The sequence below is a fragment of the [Clostridium] aminophilum DSM 10710 genome, assembly GCF_000711825.1.
GTDB classification, from domain to species: Bacteria; Bacillota; Clostridia; order Lachnospirales; family Lachnospiraceae; genus Clostridium_R; species Clostridium_R aminophilum.
In genome coordinates this window covers 293,779-312,944 of the sequence record NZ_JONJ01000003.1, presented here as the reverse complement: position 1 = coordinate 312,944, position 19,166 = coordinate 293,779, and the positions used below count along the sequence as shown (strand labels likewise).

Sequence of the window (19,166 nt, the reverse complement as noted above, 5' to 3'; positions counted from 1 at the left end):
CTCGTTTCCTTGTACGGTGGTTACTCCTTTCAGAGCGTTTCACACAGACCTCCCTAGGTACCACACGTTTCTTCCTCTCCATCCATCTGCCTCATTTATCATGCATGATTCCGTGTAGTTATTGGGCTTCGACTTGTGTTGCAGCCTTACCCTCATGCATAACCTCGTATGAGATTTCTGTACGTCAGACCAGAGATTTGCCCGTGGGTTAGTATGTTCCCCACATCCAGCTTCCTTCAGATTCCACCTCGCGGCGGACACCCTTGCCTTCGGCTATATCCTTCCCACTACCGGGTGGATTCGGGACTTGAACCCGTTAGAAACGTGCGCCGCTAGGCGCACAACAAAAACCCGGAGTAAACGGATTCTTCGTCCGCTCACTCCGGGTTGGAATTTTTTTGAACCGTTCAGTTGGAAAACCATTTTCGGAAGAATCCCTTCTTCTTTTCGGATTCTCCCGCACTGGTTCCCAGCTCGCGCCCCATGCGCTCCGCTTCCGTGTCATCAATGATGGTGTAACCCGCCTCCTGAAGGCATCGACGGGCTATTTTCATGGATTTCTTAAACTCATCCTTGCTCTTGAACAGATCATAGGGATCCGGGACCGAAATCACATCCAGCGTATCCGGTTTTCTCGACTCGATAAAAACCGTCGAAATATTCTGCTTCGTCATCAAAGTGAACATGCTGCGGATCACCTTCTCCGGATCACCGGCCTTCTCTTCCCATGTTCCGTCGATCGTCAGTGTCTCAACCATTCCCATATGCTAACCTCCCATCGAAACTCCGTTTTAATACGCCTTCGAATTTCTGGCCTTAAAGGCGCGCTCCATCTCCCGTTTCGCGTCTTTCTTCGCGATATCCTCACGCTTATCATAGAGTTTTTTACCACGCGCAAGTCCGATCTGGATTTTCACAAGGCTTCCCCTGAAGTAGATTTCCAGCGGAACAATGGTGAATCCCGCCTCTTTGATCTTCGACTCCAGCCGGATGATCTCCTTTTTGTGCATCAGGAGTTTTCTCGCGCGAAGCGGATCCTTGTTGAAAATATTGCCCTTCTCATACGGGCTGATGTGCATGCCGTAAATCCACATTTCCCCTTTGTCAATGCGGACAAATGCTTCTTTTACGCTTGCCTTTCCCATTCGGATGGATTTGACCTCGGTGCCGAACAGCTCGATTCCGGTCTCAAATTTTTCATCGATGAAATAGTCGTGAAACGCCTTTTTGTTGTTTGAGACAACTTTAATGCTTTCCTTTCCCATCTTGTTTCCTCCTGTTTCACTCCCAGCTCTTATTGGCAGGAATAAAGTCGACGGTTCTCATAAACCGGTCGCATCCGGTCACAAAAACCCTGATCGGCTGACCGATGCGGAATTTCTTTCCGGTCATCCGTCCGACAAGCTCATAGTGCTGCTCGTCGAAAATATAATAATCATCCGTCAGCTCTGCGATATGGACAAGTCCCTCGCAGGTATTCGGAAGCTGAACATAGAAGCCCCATCCGGTCACGGACGAAATGGTTCCGTCCAGTTCCTCGCCGATGTATCGCTCCATGTACTGCACTTTTTTCAGTTTGTCGGTCTCACGTTCCGCCTCGTCCGCCCGGCGCTCCGTGGACGATGTCTGAACCGCCACATTCGGCAGAATCGTGTCATAATGCGCGATCCGCTTCGGACTCATCTCCCCGTGGAGCGTCTCCCGGATAATCCGGTGAATCTGCAGATCCGGATACCGTCGGATCGGCGAGGTGAAATGGCAGTAATACGGCGCGGCCAGACCAAAATGCCCCAGATTCTGCGGCGCATATTTTGCCTGCTGCATACTCCGGAGAGAAATGATCTCCAGAAGCGGTGCTTCCGGTTTTCCCGCACTCTTTTCCAGGAATTCCTGCAGAAGCTTCGGCGTAATCTTGCCGTCTTTCGTGTGGAGAACCACTCCGAAATTCGCGCCGAATGACGCTAACTTCTTAACCTTTTCCGGATCCGGATCCTCGTGAATGCGGTAGAGGAACGGAAGTTTCCGGTCATGGAAATCTTTCGCCACGGTCTCATTGGCCGCCAGCATAAAGTCCTCGATGACGCGCTCCGCCTCACCGCGGACCGCCGCACAGATCTCCAGCGGCTTTCCGTTCTCATCCAGCCGGATCTCCGATTCCGGGAATTCAAAATCCACACTGCCGCGGGCATGGCGGCGGGAACGGAGCCGTTTGGACACCTTGTACATTTCTTCGAGGAGTTCCGTAAATCCGCGATACTCTTCCATAGTTTCCGGATCATGATCCATGATCACCCGGTTCACCTTGCGGTAAGTCATCCGGCGGTCTACACGGATCACCGATTCCGTGATCCTGTGCGAATGGATCGCACCTCTCGGGCCGATCTCCATGATACAGCTGAGTGTCAGACGGTCTTCTCCCTCATTCAAAGAGCAGATTCCGTTGGACAGCTGATGCGGCAGCATCGGTATGACGCGGTCGACCAGGTACACGCTGGTACCGCGCCGGAGCGCCTCCTCATCGAGCGGACTGTGTTCCGCCACATAGTGGGTGACGTCGGCGATATGAACGCCGAGCCGCCATCCGGTCCCGGTCTTTTCAAGCGTCACCGCATCGTCAAAATCTTTGGTTCCGTCGCCGTCGATGGTCACCGTCGGAAGATCCCGGAGATCCAGTCTTCCCGTTTCCTCCGCCTCTTCTTTCGAGACGTGTTCCGGAATCCGTCGAAGCTCTTCCTCCACCTCCTCCGGGAACTTCTGCGGAAGATTGTATGCCTCGACGATTGACAGGATATCCACACCCGGATCATCCAGATGTCCCAGAATCTCGATAATCTCGCCTTCCGGGTTCTTATGTCCGTTTCCGAAATCCGTGATCCGGACCACAACCTTGTGCCCCTTCACGGCGCCGAGATCTCTCCCTGCCGGAATGAAAATGTCCTTTCCGAGCTTCGTATTGTCCGGGATGACAAAGCCGTTGGTCTTGTGTTTCTCATAGAGACCGACCACACGGTCATTGGCATGCTCGATGACACGGATTACCGCGCCCTCGGCCCGGCCTGCACTGACGTCTTCCTTCAGAATCATGATCTCCACGGTATCGCCGTGCATGGCGCCGCCCACATGGTCATTGGAGATAAAGACGTCCTCTTCCCGGCCTTCCACGGTCACAAAGCCGAAGCCCCGGGCATTGCCGCAGAAAACACCCGTCAGAACCGTTCTTGACTGCACCGTATACCGGCCCCGTCGATTGATCTCAACCTTATGCTGCACGTAGAGGTGATCCAGCACCTCAGCCAGCGCGTTCCGGTCTTCTCTCGGCACATTCAGAATCAGAGCGATCTCTTTTTTTCGGAGCGGCTCATAGTTCGGATCCTTCAGAAGATCCAGAATCAGTTCCTCCCGGTCCTCCAGTTCTTCCATCGTCTGATACCGCGGCGTAAAATCGTGTTCCTTTCTTCCGTCAAATCCCGGGAGTTCCCCCTCCGGACGGCGGATTACGCCGAGGGGACGGTCGCCCCCGTTATGACTTCCCTTTTTTCGGCTGCCCTTTTTATCTTTTCCGCCGTGACCCGAATGCCCCTTTTTGTCTGAGGCGGAGCCGTACGGCCGTTTGTTTTTCCCCGAAGCCGTCTTCCCCGCTTTCATCACACGGTGAAGATCTTTCTCCGTCATTTTCTTTTTTCTTTTCATATTTGTGTTCACCCGCTTTCTGTGTCCGCCGGCATCTCCGCCGGCAATATGATATTCTCAATATGATATTCTATCGTAAAACAAAGTCCGTAAGCGGACTTCGTCTCACCCATTCCCCGCTTCTGAGGGGAGATCCCCGATCTATGCGCGCCGCCGCTCGTCACCGTAAGGTGACACATACCGCTCAGCGGCGCGGGCATCCTCGCGGAGCGATTTTCCATTTCATAGGAATTGCAGAACACTTTCCCACAGTAAGAAAAAGGACACCCCGCAAATGGAGTGTCCCGCATGGTTCTTTACCAAATCTTCAGATTCAGTGCGAATGCCAGAATAATCCAAAGAAACGCACCGATCTTTGTCAGTCTCTCAAGCTTTCCTTCCATGGAACGGCCCTTGTTATGGCCCCAGTAGGAATCCGCCATACCGTTGATCGCTCCGGAAAGTCCGGCCGATTTTCCTTCCTGCATCAGAATCACAACAGAAAGAAAGATACATATAATGATAAACAGAACTGTAATTGCGATTTTTAAAGCTGCCACCTGATTACACCTCCCAGCGAAACATAAAAATTTTAGCACATATGTCCGCTCAAAGCAAGCATTTGTTTATTTTTCGCTTTTTGCGGCACCTTTTTCCGCCATCGCCCTAGAGTTGACCATAATGCGCAGGTGAGACCCCTCGCCGCATTTTCCCTTTTCGTCAAACACTTCGATGTCAAACCACATTTTGCGGCGCTCGATGCTGCGGAGTTTTGTCACGGCGGTCACCTTCATGCCCACCGGTGTCGGAGCAAGATGGCGGCAGGTAATCTCCGCGCCGACCGTTGTCTGCCCCTCTTCCAGATATTCCTTCGCCAGTTCCAGGGATGCCGCTTCCATCAGCGCAACCATATTCGGTGTGGACAGGATCTTCGATCCCGCGCTTCCGATTCGCTTTGCCGTCATCTCATCGGTTACTTCCCAGGTAAGGGAATACTCTTTTGCCTGTTCTGCCATTGTTTTCTTCCTTTCTTGTTCATGTCAGTGCCGCCGGATTAATGCTATCTTCCAAGGATATCCCTGCAGGATGCGCCGTAATCGGTGTTGTTCGCAATGCACACATTATTTGTCACGCCGCCGGTGCAGTGAACGCACACGGCCTCGCCGTTTTCGCCCCATCGCAGGAACATCATCACATGGCCGATCGTGGACTCGCTTCCACTCCGGACAATCAGATCACCGGTCTTCAGTTCGCTGCGCCGGATTCCTCTGCCAAAATGGTTCATCCCGGCGGTTCCCTGCTCGGAGAACTTCATGCCGAGCGCATTCCAGTACACCCAGGTGACCCAGCCGGAACAGTCCAGACCGCGGAAGACGCGCCCCTTGTAATCCGGCTCTACGATGGATCCGAAGCTGTTGCCCTCATACAGCGCAGACACCGGCTTTCCGCCGAAATAATACGGGATCCGGCCGATGCTTCCGAGCGCCGTCTCGGCCAGCTTTCTGCGGTCCTCCGAAAGATTCGCCGGAAGAAGCGACATTTCTTTTGCGATCTCCTCCGCTCCGAGAAGGGCTGTCTTCGTGAGAAGGTTCGCGGAAAGGCCGTAATCCGCATACCAGTCCGCCTCGGCAAGTGTCCTCGCTTCCGCCATCGTCTGTTCGGTCCATCCCTGCCAGCGGTCATTCATTGACTCCCCGGCATTTCCGACCGGATCGACGTTGAAGAGATTCTTCTTTCCGTCCATCGTATAAATCACGGCTTTTTCATGAAGATCGACATGGCCCGGACAGTTCGGATACACCGATGCGTCCGTACTGCTCCCTTCCGGAAGCGCCTCATCCTCTTCCGATATCTCCTCTTCGGACGCTTCCGCTTCAGAGGCACCATGTCCTGCTGTGGCGGAACCATTTCCTCTGCCCGTCTCCGCAGCTGATTCGGAAGCCGAAACCTCCGGCGCGTGTTCTGTCGCTCCCTGTGAGGATTGTCCGTCGCGATCGGCAGCCGTCGTCTCCGGTTCCTGCGGAAGCGCATTTTCCTGCACGGATTCCGCCGCGGCTGCGTCCGTCCCGACCGCCGGACCGTGAGCCTCGCCGGTGTGGTTGATCACACGCACCGAATCCGTCGCATAATCCGCGGGACTCCCTGCATCGGCCGTGGTCTCATCCGCTTCCCGGTTCGAAGAAACCTCGCTGCTGCCGGCGCTGCCGGAAGCGATCGAATAATCTTCCCCACGCTCCGCCAGCCGGTAATTGGTGTTGCCGAGTTTTTCCTGCGTCTCGGCAACCTTTTCAGAATCGAGACACCCGTCATCATAATACACTTCACTCATGGAAGCGCTGTTAGAATGGGAAGCCTTCCAGAGTTTTTCCGCATAGTCGCGGAAAGCCTCCGTGTCGTTCGGGTCATGGTACCAGGTGTAGACACTGGCCATGGCAAGGATCTGTTTGACGTTGGACACATTCTGAAGCGGTTTTCCGTCTCCGTCCCGAACATCGACGGTGATCTTCGTCCATTTCCGGATCGTCCACGTCAAGGGATCCTCCGGATTCTGCTCCGAATCCGAAGCGTTATACCGTCCCATGACGCTCCGGCCCATCTTCTTTGCCGCCTCCGCCGGCGTTCCGTAACCGGCGCCGAACGCCGTCTGCGCCCAGGAGTTGTCCATATCAAATAACCGGTTAAACTCGATTCCGCCAAGGCTCTGCATCGGGTCCGCCGGGTCGGCTCCCTCCGGCCAGATCAGTGCGAGATTGAAACGGTCCGCCGCATAATCCAGCGTTTCCTCCGTCTCCGTCATGGTCTCCGGCTCGCTCTCCGCCTCCGTCTCCTCCGCGGCCTTACTCTCCGGTTCGATACCGCGGATCGGATGTTCCAGCGGACCTCCGACCGCACATATCAGAATTCCCGCCGCGATCATCAGGGCGATTCCGGCGTAATGCCGGCGAAACCGCATAAAATCCTGTCCGCGGCGGAATTTGTTCTCTTTTTCCTGCACAATTTACCTCTTACTGCTCTTCGGATACGCTGTTCCGCATCCGTTTAATTCTCTTCCGGCCGTTTCTCCGGCTCAAGATCGTAGTCCCCGACCTTGCGTCGTGTATACATAAAAACGGCATCCCCCGGCCGGAGAATCGTCCGTCCGTTCGGAATCATCGTTTTTTCGTCACGGCGGATCATGATAATAAAACTCTGTCTGGAAATATCCAGATCTTTCAGGCTCTGTCCGACCCACGGGTGATTCTTCAGCAGGTGGATCTCCTGAATCTGTGTGAGCGATTCTGTCTTCACATTTTCCGCGCCGATGATGAGCACATCTCCCGGCCGGATCCGGATATTTCCCCGCGGTACGACCGCCTCTTTTCCGCGATGGATCGCCGCGATCAGCATGCCGCGCGGCAGCCCGAGACTGCGGACTTCACTTCCGATCCACGGGTCCGGCGCCGTCACCTTCACGCTGATAAAAGAAACATCCTGTTCGGAGCCGTATTCCCCGATGTTCTTCAGCCTTGTATACTGCTCCACAAATCCGGCCGAAATGATACCGGTCGGAATCGCAACCATACCGACGCCGAGAAATGTGATGAGAATACCGAAGACCTTGCCCAGCGGCGTGATCGGGTAAATATCGCCGTATCCCACCGTCAGCAGCGTGGACGCGGACCACCAGATTCCGGAAAACGCATTTGCGAAGATCTCCGGCTGCGCCTCGTGCTCCAGACTGTACATACAGAGGCTCGACGAGATCATCAGCGTCAGAATGATAAAGACCGAACTCAGCAGCTGCTGTTTTTTGCTCTCCAGAACTTCCGTGATGACATTCAGCGAATCGTAGTACGCATTGATCCGGAACAGCCGGAAAATGCGGATCACCCGGAACATGCGGAACGTCACCGCTCCCGCCGGGAAGAAAAAAGGCAGATAGTACGGCAGAAACGAAAACAGGTCAATGATGCCGGCCACCGAAAAGACATATTTCAGAATCGAATGCCGCGAATTCCACGCCGGATAGAGATTGTCCGCCGTCAGAATCCGCAAAACATAGTCCACCGTAAAAAACAGAACCGTAACCGCTTCGACCGCTGTGATCAGCTCCCCGTAAGATCCCCGGAACGAATCATACGTTCCGAGAATCGACACCAGAAGATTGACCACCAGCGCCGCCGTGCTGACGATGTCATAGCCGAAATTCAGCGCATCGTCCGTCACGCCGACCGACACCATCTTAAAGAGTCTTTCCTGAATGCGGGGCCATTTTCCTTCTTTCCGCGCACCGGCCGCGGACGCCTTATTGTTCGTTCCGTCTCCCTGCTTCTCCGTATTCATTCACCGTCCCATACGCCCTGATCATTCAGGCGATAGCTTCCGACATAGGTGTTCACCGCGGCGGCGCCTTCATTTCCGCCGAGAATATCATTCTTCTTGTAGAAATACATCCAGTGGCCGTCCACATTTCTCCAACCGGTCAGAAGGAAACCGCCGTCGCCGAAGAGGAAGGTCTCTCCGTTCACCACCGCCAGCGTATTGCAGACGCGGTATCCGTCGGAATTGATGTAGTATTTACCGCTGTACTTGCTCTTTCTCCAGGATCCGCCCGTGTACTCAGCCTTCTGGAAATTCGAGATATCCTCGCGGCCGTCTGCTGTCGGCGGCTTGTTGTTTCCGCGCTTGATCTCTCCTGTCGGGCCGCCGTAGGACGCGGAGATAATATCCTGAGCCGGTCCCGGTCTTACCCAGGTTCTCTGGACAACGCCGTCCAGCACCCATGCGCCCTGGTCGTTGGCGGTATTCCCGTCCGGTGCGGTTCCGTTGACCAAAAGCCATCCTTCCGCGTCAAAATAGTACCGCTCGGCAACGCCGTCCGAGTTGCCGTCCACCCAGAACCATCCGTTCCGGAGATAATTGGCCGCATCACCGTACCAATACCGTCCGGCATTGGCGCCGTCGCCAAGGTACCAGGACGCGGCAGAAGCCGGAACAGTCAAAAGAAGTGTCATTGCGGCCGCAAATGCCGCAGCGCATACCTGCTTTTTCTTCATATACACACCCCCGAAATACACATATCCTGTGAAACGGGACAAACCCGGAACAGGATCTCCGGATTCCGCCCGCCATCGCGGCAGTCGCAGGCCCCCCGTGCAGGCGCGGCCCCTCACTCACTGTCTGCATTGATCATAACACAGTTTGATAAAGGAAACAAAGAATCCGGGGCCGATATTGCCCCGGATCCCTTGAATTTACGCGGCCGCCTCGCCAAAGCCCACGCTCCGGCGAGGCTCTGTCGGCTGCCGCGAAACGCTCGAGACCCGCGAAGCGTGTTTCGACCCGTTTCAGTTTCGTCCATGATTGCGTTTATGATATCAGCTTCTCAGCTCAATTCCCATTGTGTGGCTGAGTTTTCGGAGAATACGGTCGACCTGACCGTCTACCGCCTCCGCGGTCAGCTCCTCGCCGTCCGGCGTAAAGGTGACGGTAAATGCCATCGAGCGCTTGGTCGGCGGAATCGGAAGGCCCTCATATACATCAAAGAGCCGTACGTCCGTGATCAGTTTAGAAGAGTTCTCGATTGCCTCGGTCACCTCCGCGCAGGTCACGGTCTTATCCATGATCAGCGCAAGGTCTCTCTTCTGTACCGGGAAATGCGGAAGCGGCTGGAACTTGCGGACTGCGCCGTAATACTTCGAGAGCAGTTCCATATCGATCTCCGCAACATATCCCGGATCACGCATATCCACATCGTTCTGAACCGGATACGCGATCTGTCCGAGGTATCCCGCCTCTTCGCCGTTTACGAGGATCTTCGCGGTGCGGTACGGATGAAGATAGGTCTTTTCCGCCGGTTCATACGTAAACTTCACATTCAGCATTTCCGCCACAACTTCACAGAGACCCTTCAGAGTGAAGAAACTCTCCTGCTCGCCCCAGATTCCGAGGCAGAGCGTGGACTTTTCCTCCGGATATTCGGTCAGCGGAAGGTCCTTCGCAACAAAACGGCTCGCCAGCTCGAAGACGCGGCCCTCGTAGTTGCCCTTCTTCTGGTTGCGGGCGATCGCGCGGATCATCTGCGGTGCCAGCGTTGTTCTCATCAGGGACAGATCCACCGTGATCGGGTTGATCAGACGGATCGCATGTCTCTCCGGAGCCTCTTCCGGAAGCCGGAGAAGATCCAGATCCGACGGACCGAAGAAGGAATAATGCATACCCTCGTATACGCCTGCTTCGCAAAGACGTCTCTTCAGCTTCAGTTCCGCCTTCTGTCTCGGACTTCTGCCGCCGGCCGTCACCTGCGCGTTCTGAAGGAAGGTGCTCTTAACATGGTCATAGCCGTACATACGGATCAGCTCTTCGGCGATATCCGGATAGGATTCCATATCTTCGCGGTAGGCCGGAACCTGAATGGTCAGCTCGTCTCCGCTGATAACCGGCTTCATGTCGAGGTTGGTCAGGATGCGGAGAATGTCATCATTCGGCACCTCAATGCCGAGCACGCCGTTGATCCGGCGGATGCTCGCCTTCATCTCGGTCGGGAGAAGGGAATTGCCTGTGTTGCGGTCAACATGCGTTGAGGAAATCTTTCCGCAGCCGAGTTCCTCTACCAGATGAAGGGCTCTCTTCATGGCCATCTCGACCGTATACTCGTTGACGCCCTTACTGTATGCCGCGGATGCGTCCGAGATCTGTCCGAGGCCCCGGGATGTCTTGCGGATGTTGTCTCTGGCGAATTTTGCCGCCTCGAAAGTAACGCTTGTGGTATCCTCACGGATCTCGGAATTGAGGCCGCCCATGACACCCGCCAGTGCAACCGGTCCCTCCGCGTCGCAGATCACGAGATTTTTGTCGGTCAGCTCAAACTCTTTCTCATCGAGAGTGGTGATTTTCTCCCCGTTGTTCGCTCTGCGGACGATGATGCGGTTGCCCCTCAGGAATCTTCCGTCAAAGGCATGCATCGGCTGTCCGAGCTCGGTCATGACATAGTTTGTAATGTCGACAATGTTGGAGATGGAGTTGTGTCCGACGAGGGCAAGACGGCGTCTCATCCACTGCGGAGCAGTTCCCATGGTCACATCATATACATAGTGGCCGATGTAGCGCGGGCAGAGATCTTCCGCCTCAACAGTGACGTCAAAGCCATCATTTTTCACATCGGTTTCATGATAATCCAATGCCGGTGCCTTCAGCGGCTTTTCGAGCACCGCGGCAACCTCGCGGGCAATGCCGTAGATGCACTGACAGTCCGGGCGGTTCGCGGTGACGGAAATGTCAAAGATCCAGTCATCCAGTCCGACGATCGGCTTGATGTCCGCACCGATCTCCGCGTCATCCGGTAAAGAAAGAAGGCCGTTGTATCCGGCGCCCGGATAGAGATCCTCATTCAGGCCGAGCTCGGTGCCCGAGCAGAGCATACCGTTGGACTCGTATCCGCGCAGTTTTCCTTTGGTAATCTTCGCGGTTCCGAGAACCGTCACATGATCTTTTGCGGTCTCGATGACCTGCGCGCCCACAAGGGCTACCGGGAATTTCTTTCCTGCGGTCACATTGTCCGCGCCGCAGCATACCTGGAAGGTTCCGTGGGAGCCGGCATTGACCTGACACACATGGAGATGGGTATCCGGAATCGGCTCACAGGATTCCACATATCCAACCACAACGCCGTCGATGTCTTTTCCGACCTGGTAAAGCTCTTCCACCTCAAATCCGCAGGAAAAAAGTTTGTCCTGCAGTTCCTGCGGTGTCACATCGATATCTACATATTCTTTCAGCCAGCTTAATGGTGCTAACATAATTCTTCCCCCCGTCTTACTCCTGATCGTTGATCTGCTTCAGAACGTCCATATCGGACTCGAACATCAGCTTGATGTTGTTGATGCCGTACTTGAGCATCGCGATACGCTCAAGACCGATTCCGAACGCCAGACCGCTGTACTCATCCGGATCCAGTCCGCAGTTTTCCAGAACCTTGCGGTTGACGATACCTGCACCCAGAACCTCGATCCAGCCGGTCCCCTTGCACAGTCCGCAGCCTTTTCCGCCGCACTCGAAGCAGCTGACATCGACTTCCACCGACGGCTCCGTGAACGGGAAATAGGACGGGCGAAGTCTCGTCGTGGTGTTCTCGCCGTAGATCTTCTGAACAAATGTATCCAGCATTCCCTTCAGATCACTGAGAGTGATGTGTTTATCCACCACAAGACCTTCCATCTGATGGAACATCGGAGAATGGGTTGCATCGTCATCGGAGCGGAATACGCGTCCCGGGGAGAGAATCTTGATCGGCGGCTTCTTTGCCTCCATGACATGAATCTGTCCTGCGGATGTCTGCGTTCTCAGAAGAAATTCCGGTGAGACATAGAACGTATCCTGCATATCTCTGGCCGGATGATCCTGCGGAGTATTCAGCGCCGTGAAGTTGTAATAGTCGTTCTCGATCTCTTTTCCCTCATAGACTTCAAATCCCATGGAGGCAAAAATGTCGATCAGCTCTTCTCTTACCTGGGTCACCGGGTGAAGATTTCCCGGAACGGTCTTCACCGCCGGCATGGTGACATCGAGCTTTTCTCTCTCATAGCGGTTCTGAAGTTCTCTCTCCTTCATCGCGCGGTCCACTTCCTCGAAGCGGGCCTGTGCCCACTGCTTCAGCTCGTTGACGGTCTTGCCGTACTCCTGCTTCTGGTCGTTCGGAACCGTCCGCATCTCTTTCATGAGCTGTCCGATCTTTCCCTGTTTGGAATCCAGGAACGTCTTGCGCAGTTCATACGCTTCCTTCGAGTTTGTCAGATCCCTGACATTGTTCAGAATCTCATCGCGGAGCGATTTCGCCGCTTCTTTGAGTTCGTTTAAATCTGCCATCGTATCTCCTCCATTTACATTAAAGTCAGAACAAGGTCCGCAAGGTGCCATCTTCCACACAGCGGCATATGCATCCTCACGGAGCATTTTATTTCACAGGAAATAAGAAACACTTTCCTGTGAAATAAAAAAGTCCCTGCAGCTTACGCTGCAGGGACGTGATCTTCTTATGATCCCGCGGTACCACCCCGGTTCCCATATTCCTTGAATACAGGCTCTCGTCTTATACGTAACGTGTACGACCCGTCCGCGCCTACCACCCGTCTTGGGGATTCAGCACGACAGCTCCGGTGCGAAATTCGGAGGGTGCTCGTTCCGGAGAAGACTTCCAGCCAGTGATCTTCTCTCTCTGTCGGGGTGTGCGCTTACCTACTGTTCACCTTCATCGCTTTTCCGTTTTAATTTGTAAACATGGTTTATTCTATCGGCACAAAGTCCTTTTGTCAAGATTTACCGGCCGGAAGGCGGATACCATTCCCATGCCGGATGCCGTCAGCCCTTCTTTGCCTTCTGCTTCGCGGCAGCCGTCGACGTCTCATTCTCATGGACATCGGTATTCTCCGCCTGCTGGTCTTCGAGAACTGCCCCCGCGGCATTTTCCACGGATACCGTTTCCTCCGAAACCACCTCTTCCGTGCTGATGCCGAGTTTTTTGTAAATCTTGGAAACTTTATCGCTGCCGACCAGTTTCTGTGCGGCAAACAGAATCGATCCGAAAAAGATCATCACACCCAGCAGAAAACCGAGCAAAGACAGAAGCCGGTGCTGTACTTTCCGCTTCGTAACCCACGCCTCCATCCGGAGAAGTTCCTGTTCGGTCGGTCCGGATGTCTCATCCGCCCACAGATCCGCCCCGCACTCCGGACAGATATCTTCATCTTTGCGCACTTTTGCGCCGCACTCTGGACAGTACATTCAATCCTCCTCACAGCATCTTTCGATACTCTCGTTTCCATTGGGACATGATTTTTTCCACTCCCTCGGCTCTTCGGATGGGATCCCGGTCAAACAGCCGTTCCACGTCCTTCACTTTCTGACATTCACCGGCCTCTTCAAACGCCTTCCGGAGTTCCTCTTTCCACGCGAGGCGTTTTTCGTCTGAAATCAGTGCGCGGTAACGGTCTTTCAGCGCAAGTTCCGGATTCAGCAGTGTCAGAAGATAGAGCTTTTTGATGGTCGTCATTTCCTTCCGGAAATTGTAGGACATTTCATACGCGCCCATCGCTTTTTCAAACCAGAAAATCCCCGCATAGCATGCACCGACATTGTTCCACACGTTCGCGGTAAACTCATCCGTCATGGAACCGCTCCGCCATTCATCGAGAATCTTCTCGTAATAGCGCACTGCGGTTCCGTACTGACGGAGACGATAGTAATTGTCCGCCGTCTCTTTCCAGAATTCGCTCTGGGACATTTTCCGGAGTGATTCGATCCGCTGACGGAACGCACTGACCTCTCTCGAAGTGTAATAATTACAGTCATCCAGAATGATTGCCAGCATTTCGGCCGGATTCTCTCTGCTGCTTTTCCACGCGGAAAGACGGTCGGCAAGAAGCGGACGTCCGAGTTCCCGCCGGATAAAATCGATCAGACGGTCATTGACGAAATCATTCATAACAATCAGAAGATTGTTGTAGATGACATAGCAGAGTTCCTGAGAAGACCCGATATGGACGCCGAGCGGTTCCACATAATACGGGTGTTCTACCTGCTCCGGTCTGACCATAATCAGACTCATAACTCTACCTCCCTCCGAATCACGGCTCCCGTCGCCGGGTAGAACTCTCCGAATCCAAGATCACGGATCACCGCGATCATCCGGTTTTCACTGGCAAACCCCAGAGAGAGACTGATTCTCGTCGTGCGGTCCGGCCGGTCCGGAAAACCTTCGAGCGGAATCGTCACCGTTGTCTGCTTTTTCTGATCGATCGGCGTGAGAATGAATTCGATCTCCGGCTTTCCGGCCACGATGAATTCCGTCGTACTTCTCGCTTCATACCAGTTCTCGCCGGCCGCCGCCATGGAGAGCTGTCCCTCCCGGTCTCTGTCCTGAATGCGGAGCGAAACGCCGGTCCGCAGATGGCCGTCACAGATGCACGTGAACGGAAATGCCGTCTTCTCCGCGGTCAGATCCTTCGCCCGAAGCGCGGCTCCTTTGGAAAAGAGATCCGTCTCGGTAAACACTCTCCGGCGGTAGCAGACTTTCTTCATAAAATCCGGTGCCCACTCGGTTTCTTCAAATCCTTTTCCGGTCAGGATCACTGCGGAAAACAGTCTTCTTCCGAGATTGCGGTCCGCGCATGCGCTCATAATCCGGTCGCCCACCTTCTGTCCCGCATCGCTGTCGAGGACATCCAGACGGAATCCCTCCTCCATGCGCTCGCCGTCCGCCAGAATCACGGTCCGGCGAAGCGATCTCTGTACGCGCATCTCGTAGTAATGGAGTTCTTCATCCTCGAGATCGAACATCCCGACCTGATTGCTCCAGACATCTCTTCTCTGACTCGCCACGTAATAGACAAAACTCTCGGTGTGACTGATGATGTGCACCCTGCTGCGGTCAATGCCGAGATAATCGGCACAGTACATCAGGCTGTCCATCATCTTCACATCCAGTCTGGTCGTTGTGATGACGAGACTTTCAATCTCCGTGATTCCGGTCTCCTTCCGCGGATAGAGAAGGCATTTTTCCAGAAAAATCTTGAGCAGTGTCAGCGCCTCGTATTTTACGCCACTGATGGTCGCCGTACCGTCTTTCATAACCTGCGTAAGAAGCTTGTCCTCCATTACGCCGTCGCCGACGAGAGTGTGGGCGTAGGCTTCCTCGTCCACATACCATTCATCGAATTTGCGGTTTTTGCAGATGACCGTCGGAATCACCCAGGTCATCTCCGGCTCCGCAAGCGTGATATGCGTGCGGTTGTTGCACAAATCGATGCCAATTATCAAACCTTCCATCTCAAATCAATTCCCCTTCACTGCAGCGGAAAAAGCACTTCCACTGCGGCGTCTTTTTTGATATATTCGATCATTTTATCGCGAAGTCCCCTGTCGCTCTTCATTTCCGCCGACAGGCTCATCTCATTCAGATTCGCAAAACGGTTTCCGGGCGCGATCGTCCGCACTTCCCTGCAGGACACGCTTCCCTCTTCCACAATGGTCTTTTCACCGTCCTGCACTTCCTCGATCCGGTACTCCATGATCTCGCCCTCAAACAGGACTTTCTCATGGATGTAGATTCCCGGATAAACCGTTTTCATATCCTCGTAGTGGAACTCTTCCTCCTCCGGAAGAATCCGGAGCTGCAGATACGGAACGATATCCTTCTTCCCGTGATACTCGACGATCTCTTTGTCCATGATATCGCCCGGGACAAGAATGAATTTTGCGAGTTCCTTGTAGTAGGCAAAGACACGCCCCTCGTCGATCAGCGCGTTTACCAGCGTCTGACAGATCGCTCGCTGCGCATGGTCAAGATCCGGGAGTGTCGCATAATATCGGGTCAGTGCCAGCATATAGATATCCGGAAGCTTTTCCTTTTCCGCCGTCGCATCCACAAGGCCCTCCAGATACTGGAACATCCGGTCGCCCGGATTCCGGTTTTCGAGGAAATACTCCCGGCAGCGAACGGTAAAGTATGCCCGCACAATGTTTTCACTCGTGTGTTCCCCGGAAGCATAGAGTTCAAACACGGAATCCATCTTCTCGGTCTGTCCGGTGAACAGCATCTGGGCAACAATGCGCTCCTCCATATCATACGTCTCGACATGGCTCCGAAGCGCTTTCCGGAGAATTCCCATCATCTGCGGGATCGTGCCGTTAAAATGCTCGCACAGATAGTCCAGAATGACACTGTCTTCCCGGTCTCTCTCTCCGAGGCGGAACGCCAGATGAAGGAGAAGGCCGTTCTCCTCAAAGAGCCGTTCCAGAATCAGGTGGGAAACCAGAACTGCCGTCAGTTCATCCGAGAGTCCGGTCAGAATGTATTTCTCCATCATCTCCCATGCTTCCGAAAGCCGTCCGCTCTCCACCAGAATTGCGCAGATCATGGTCCGGTCTTCCTGCGTGAGCCGCGAGGGATCCAGACTGAGGAGATAGCGGATGTCTCCGTCGCGGAGGGAATCATTTCCCTTTCCGGCGTTCTTCCGGTAATAACGGATCAGCACGGCGCGCATTTTCGCGCGGAAGAGCGGATGGAGTTCCAGCGTTTCGTCCGCGCGGGTCAGAATCTCCGCTTCCTCCGCTCCGATCTCGTCCTTTTCCATGGCGCGGACACAAGCGTCCGCCTGAAGAATCGGATTGTCCGGACACCGAGCATAGCACGCCGCAAGCGTAGCGTCAATATTGCCCATCGCCGGCGTACATTCGTATTTCACCGATGCATAGCGGTTTCCGTAGCTGTCCTGAAACAGGATAACATCCCGGTCGCCGAACAGCGGAACATAGGCCTTGCCCCGTTTCAGCGGATATGCGTCCTCCGTGAGCAGTTCTTCATGAACGACCACAACATATTTCATCTGCGGATTCCGGCAGGTGATCCGCGCACTCCGGAGGATCGGCGGAAGAATTCTCGCAAGCTGCGCGTCGATCATCTCGTCATAGATGGTCGCGCGGTAAAGGACTGCAAGTTTCCGGTTGATCCGTCCCTCAAACAGTTCTTCCAGCGCCGCCCTCTCCATCATCGGACGGTAATCCTCAAGAATCCGGGAATCGGGTGCCGCATACCGGAGAATGTTGTAATACAGAACTTCTCTGTTTTCGCGTTCAAGGTTCTGCGCATAGGTAAAATAAATCAGCACGCTCTCCGGGAGAAGCCGGTCATAGGCTTCCGGAAGAGAATACAGAAAATAATCATACAGCTTGGTCAGGCTGATATCATGCTTTACGGCTCTCTCATACCACGGAAAATCCTTTTCTTCTCTGCGGTCGCCGCGGATCAGCATCCGGACAATGGCAGTCAGAATCCGGTCGTCCGGATATTTCTCGTAAAGCTTTTTCATCAGGCTCACGGCCGGGGCAAAATAGTCCCTGCGCTCTTCCACCAGCGCCGCCAGACGAAATGCCATCTCTTTTGAGATGTCCGCCTTCCGGACGGCATACCACCCGGTCAGCACCGTGAGATCATCCGCCTCCCGCATAATCTCCGGGTGAACCTCAAAAATCTGAAGCACCCTCTGATACAGGAAAGGACTCCGGGATCCGCGGTCAAAGACACGTTCCAGCATGGAGTAAAGCGCAATGCCGTCATCGTCTCCGTCAAACATTCCGCATGCTTCGAGCATGGCAAGATACGAATCCCCGGCCGAACCACCGGAACGGTTCCCCGACATTCCTGCCTCGCGCATGTCCGACATGAACTGTTTGGTGCTTCTCTTTTCATCCAGCGTATCGGCACAGAGCCGGTAGAGCGGAAGGTTTTTGTGTTCTCCGTCAATTGCCTCCAGACGGTCGATTCTTCTGCGGATCTTTTCAGCCATCTGTGTGCCGGTCTCTCCGTTTTTCAGCGACTCGAGCGCTTCCGTAAAGATCCCGACCACTTCATTGTCGGCGCAGACTCTCTCATCGCGGTTCCGGTCGGCGGAGATCCGAACCGTGACCGGAATCGAAACATTCAGAAGTGTCGACCGGATGCGAATGGCTCCCATATTGATTCCCTGATGGAGATGATCCGGCAGCACCGTAAACGGCAGCCGCAGCGCACCATCCCGGAAGTCCTGTTCGGTCGCACTCTTTTTGGGCAGAAGGATGAAATCCGAATCACTCTCCGCCTCCAGCGAAAAATATCCCCACGAATCGCAGCGGATCACGATGGTGTCCTCAATCCGTTCCGCCGGATCGGAATATTCCCGCGGGGCGCCGTCCGTCATCAGGCGAACCGGTTTCTTGACGCCGATGGCAATCAGGAATTCCTCCATAAAGTTCTGCCGGCTTCCGTGATTCGCCAGGCCGTCATAAACGGTACGGATATGAAGATCCTGCATGAACGGGGCATCGATAAAATCACGGTATCCGAGAAGACGGAGTGCCGTATCCTGATCCTGCTCCGCAATCCGCAGAAAATCCTTCGGCGTCTTCAGGTCCGAAAGCCGTTCTCCCGGAGCCCCGCTATCCACCGTAAACTCATATGGAATTTCCTGCTCTCCGCAGTTGGTTACCAGAATAAATTTTCCTTCGATCCGGTCCCCCGGTGCCAGGTAAGAAGTATCCACCTCATAGCGGATCCGATTGCGGAGACCGCCGAATGAGTTTCCCGACTCCGGAATCCTCACTCTCGCTGACGATGAGTACACGAATCCCTTGACATTTAAGCCGTTTGCCGAGCTCACGATCAGTTCATGCCCGGAAACTCCGTCTGCACGAACAATCTCTTCGGCCACTTCCGGCTGCCATGTCATCTCAGGTTTTTCCTGATCTATAATGCCCCTTGCGAGACGATTGATTCGTTCTTTCATACCCTATGTCACCTTTTATCTTAGTAATTCCGAAAATTCCCGCCGTTCGGGCAGAGTATATCGACGTTAATCATAGCATATTTTTTCACTGAATTCACTATCCGTCCCTGAATTTTTCCATTCGTCAGAATCTTGATTAAACCACATTTCCCTGATAATATAGTTATGTTGTACAAAATATACGGAATCCCGCCTTCATTT

Annotated in this window: 14 protein-coding genes; all 14 read right to left on the bottom strand. The window is 54.1% G+C overall.

Features of this window, described 5'->3' with window-relative positions; translation table 11 throughout:
• Positions 1-407: 407 nt before the first annotated feature.
• Positions 408-764 (bottom strand): hypothetical protein, encoded by a 357-nt coding sequence (locus BR86_RS0104925; protein ID WP_031471880.1) that lies wholly within the window; start codon positions 762-764, stop codon positions 408-410.
• A gap of 27 nt (positions 765-791) precedes the next feature.
• Complete coding sequence (gene smpB, locus BR86_RS0104920; protein WP_031471879.1) at positions 792-1,265, bottom strand: SsrA-binding protein SmpB; 474 nt, start codon at positions 1,263-1,265, stop codon at positions 792-794.
• A 16-nt stretch (positions 1,266-1,281) separates the two neighbouring features.
• Positions 1,282-3,420, bottom strand: coding sequence for a ribonuclease R (gene rnr / locus BR86_RS0104915; protein ID WP_031471878.1), 2,139 nt, complete (start codon positions 3,418-3,420; stop codon positions 1,282-1,284).
• Between the two features lie 566 nt (positions 3,421-3,986).
• A complete protein-coding gene (gene secG / locus BR86_RS0104905) occupies positions 3,987-4,229 on the bottom strand; it encodes a preprotein translocase subunit SecG (protein WP_031471877.1) in 243 nt (80 codons plus the stop codon).
• Between the two features lie 66 nt (positions 4,230-4,295).
• The gene (locus BR86_RS0104900; RefSeq protein ID WP_031471876.1) at positions 4,296-4,685 is read right to left on the bottom strand and encodes a thioesterase family protein; all 390 of its coding nucleotides are present in this window, start codon (positions 4,683-4,685) and stop codon (positions 4,296-4,298) included.
• A 44-nt stretch (positions 4,686-4,729) separates the two neighbouring features.
• The gene (locus tag BR86_RS0104895; protein WP_031471875.1) at positions 4,730-6,664 is read right to left on the bottom strand and encodes an NlpC/P60 family protein; all 1,935 of its coding nucleotides are present in this window, start codon (positions 6,662-6,664) and stop codon (positions 4,730-4,732) included.
• A gap of 44 nt (positions 6,665-6,708) precedes the next feature.
• Entirely contained in the window at positions 6,709-7,992 is a 1,284-nt protein-coding gene (locus tag BR86_RS16575; protein ID WP_081844094.1) for an ion transporter, read from the bottom strand.
• Complete coding sequence (locus tag BR86_RS15095) at positions 7,989-8,705, bottom strand: hypothetical protein (RefSeq protein WP_051684585.1); 717 nt, start codon at positions 8,703-8,705, stop codon at positions 7,989-7,991. The genes BR86_RS16575 and BR86_RS15095 overlap by 4 nt, the downstream gene beginning before the upstream one ends.
• A 321-nt stretch (positions 8,706-9,026) precedes the next feature.
• On the bottom strand, positions 9,027-11,447 hold the full coding sequence (gene pheT / locus BR86_RS0104880) for a phenylalanine--tRNA ligase subunit beta (RefSeq protein ID WP_031471872.1): 2,421 nt from the start codon (positions 11,445-11,447) through the stop codon (positions 9,027-9,029).
• 16 nt (positions 11,448-11,463) lie between these two features.
• The gene (gene pheS / locus BR86_RS0104875) at positions 11,464-12,513 is read right to left on the bottom strand and encodes a phenylalanine--tRNA ligase subunit alpha (protein WP_031471871.1); all 1,050 of its coding nucleotides are present in this window, start codon (positions 12,511-12,513) and stop codon (positions 11,464-11,466) included.
• Positions 12,514-13,005: 492 nt separating this feature from the next.
• Positions 13,006-13,428, bottom strand: a complete 423-nt coding sequence (locus BR86_RS0104870) for a zinc-ribbon domain-containing protein (protein WP_031471870.1) — start codon at positions 13,426-13,428, stop codon at positions 13,006-13,008.
• A gap of 10 nt (positions 13,429-13,438) precedes the next feature.
• Positions 13,439-14,251 carry a hypothetical protein gene (locus BR86_RS0104865; protein ID WP_031471869.1) on the bottom strand — a complete coding sequence of 271 codons (813 nt, stop codon included), beginning with the start codon at positions 14,249-14,251 and terminating at the stop codon, positions 13,439-13,441.
• A complete protein-coding gene (locus BR86_RS0104860; RefSeq protein WP_031471868.1) occupies positions 14,248-15,471 on the bottom strand; it encodes a DUF5716 family protein in 1,224 nt (407 codons plus the stop codon). Before BR86_RS0104860 ends, BR86_RS0104865 begins: the two co-directional genes overlap by 4 nt.
• 17 nt (positions 15,472-15,488) lie before the next feature.
• Entirely contained in the window at positions 15,489-18,965 is a 3,477-nt protein-coding gene (locus tag BR86_RS0104855; protein WP_031471867.1) for a DUF5717 family protein, read from the bottom strand.
• Positions 18,966-19,166: the final 201 nt, after the last annotated feature.